This is a genomic window from Arthrobacter sp. 05L417, assembly GCF_056397865.1.
Genome location: NZ_JBFTOG010000076.1, coordinates 1 through 2,456, shown reverse-complemented (window position 1 = coordinate 2,456; position 2,456 = coordinate 1). Strand labels below are relative to the sequence as shown.

Genomic DNA, 2,456 nt, shown 5'->3' with positions numbered 1-2,456 from the left:
ATGGTCCAGGACCTCGTGGGCCTGCCGATCGCCAATGCGTCCCTGCTGGACGAAGCGACCGCCGTCGCCGAGGCGGTCCTGATGATGCGCCGCGCGAACAAGAACAAGACGGCCCATGACGGCAAGACCGTCCTCGACGCCGATTGCCTGCCGCAGACCATCGCCATCGTGAAGGGCCGCGCCGAGGCGCTGGGCTTCGAGGTGGAGATCGCTGACCTGTCCCGGGGCCTGCCCGAGGGCGAGATCAACGGCGTCGTGCTGCAGCAGCCGGGCGTTTCCGGCCGGGTGTTCGACCACTCCGCCGTGATCGCCGCCGCCAAGGAACGCGGCGCCCTCGTCACCGTCGCAGCCGACCTCCTCGCCCTCACGCTGATCACGCCTCCGGGGGAGCAGGGCGCCGACATCGCTGTCGGCTCCACCCAGCGCTTCGGCGTTCCGCTGTTCTTCGGCGGCCCGCACGCCGCGTACATGGCTGTCCAGAAGGGCCTCGAGCGCTCGATGCCGGGCCGCCTGGTGGGCGTTTCCAAGGACGACGCCGGCACTCCCGCCTACCGCCTGGCCCTGCAGACCCGCGAGCAGCACATCCGCCGCGAAAAGGCGACGTCCAACATCTGCACCGCGCAGGCACTGTTGGCCATCGTGTCCTCGATGTACGCCGTCTACCACGGCCCCGATGGCCTGAAGGCGATCGCCGAGACCGCCCACCACCACGCCCGGACCCTGGCCGCTTCGTTGAAGGCCGCGGGCCTTGAGGTCCTGCACGGCAGCTTCTTCGACACCGTTACCGTCCGCGTCCCGGGCAAGGCTGCCGAAATCGTTGCTGCCGCCGAGGCCAAGGGCATCAACCTGCGCGGCATCGACGCCGACACTGTCGGCGTCTCGGTTGACGAGACCACTACGAAGGAAATTGTCGGCGACGTCGCCGCGGTGTTTGGCGCTGAGGTACTTGAGTCCGGTGAGGGTTTCGCGCTGGAGGCCGCCGTCGGGCGTTCTTCGGACTACCTGCAGCACCCGGTGTTCAACACCCACCGTTCCGAGACCCAGCTGCTGCGCTATATCCGCAGGCTTTCGGACCGCGACCTGGCGCTGGACCGCACCATGATCCCGCTGGGTTCGTGCACCATGAAGCTGAACGCGACCGCCGAGATGGAAGCCATCTCCTGGCCGGAATTCGCCTCGATCCACCCCTTCGCCCCGGATTCCCAGACCGAGGGCTGGCGCGAACTGATCGAAGATCTGGAAGCCGACCTGACGGAGATCACCGGTTACGACCAGGTCTCCATCCAGCCCAACGCCGGTTCCCAGGGCGAACTCGCGGGCCTGCTGGCCATCCGCGGCTACCACCACTCCCGCGGCGAGGCCCAGCGCAACGTCTGCCTCATCCCGGCGTCCGCCCACGGCACCAACGCGGCCTCGGCGGTGCTTGCCGGCATGAAGGTGGTCGTGGTTGCCACCGCGGCGGACGGCACCATCGACCACGCGGACCTGCAGGCCAAGATCGACGCCAACAAGGATGTCCTTTCGGCGATCATGATCACCTACCCGTCCACGCACGGCGTGTACGACGCCGACGTGCGCGAGATCTGCGACTCCGTGCACGCGGCCGGAGGCCAGGTGTACGTTGACGGCGCGAACCTCAACGCGCTCGTGGGCCTGGCCCAGCCGGGCAAGTTCGGAGGCGACGTGTCCCACCTGAACCTGCACAAGACCTTCTGCATCCCGCACGGCGGCGGCGGACCCGGTGTTGGCCCGGTCGCGGCCAAGGCACACCTGGCACCCTTCATGCCGGGCGACGCGAACAAGGCGGCGCACGAGGACGGCGCTTCTTTGCCGGGGACTGGCGTTGCGATTTCCGCTTCGCGGTACGGTTCGGCGGGTGTGTTGCCGATTTCCTGGGCCTATGTGAAGCTCATGGGCGGCGAAGGCCTGACCGAGGCCACCAAGTCCGCGCTGCTTGCCGCGAACTACATCGCCTCGCGCCTGAACGAGTACTTCCCGGTCCTTTACACGGGTGAGGGCGGACTCGTGGCCCACGAGTGCATCCTTGACCTGCGCGAACTGACCGCCCGGACCGGCGTCACCGCGGAGGATGTGGCCAAGCGCCTCATCGACTACGGCTTCCACGCTCCCACCCTGGCGTTCCCGGTCGCGGGCACCCTGATGGTGGAGCCCACGGAGTCCGAGGACCTCGGGGAGATCGATCGCTTCATCGAAGCCATGATCACCATCCGCAAGGAAATCGACCAGGTCGCGCACGGCGACTTCACGGTGGAGAACAGCCCGCTGCGCCACGCGCCGCACACCGCGGCCGCCGTCGTGAGCTCCGATTGGGACCGTGAGTACTCCCGCGAGCAGGCCGTCTTCCCGGTCCACCACCTCAAGCAGGACAAGTACTTCCCGCCCGTCGGCCGCATCGACGGCGCCGCGGGCGACCGCAACCTGGTCTGCTCCTGCCC

1 protein-coding gene is annotated in these 2,456 nt (G+C 68.2%); it reads left to right on the top strand.

The genetic code is table 11. The features are described 5' to 3' along the window. Positions 1-2,456: aminomethyl-transferring glycine dehydrogenase (gene gcvP / locus AC1DJW_RS26315; protein ID WP_476902927.1), on the top strand; the 2,456-nt coding region annotated here is incomplete at both ends.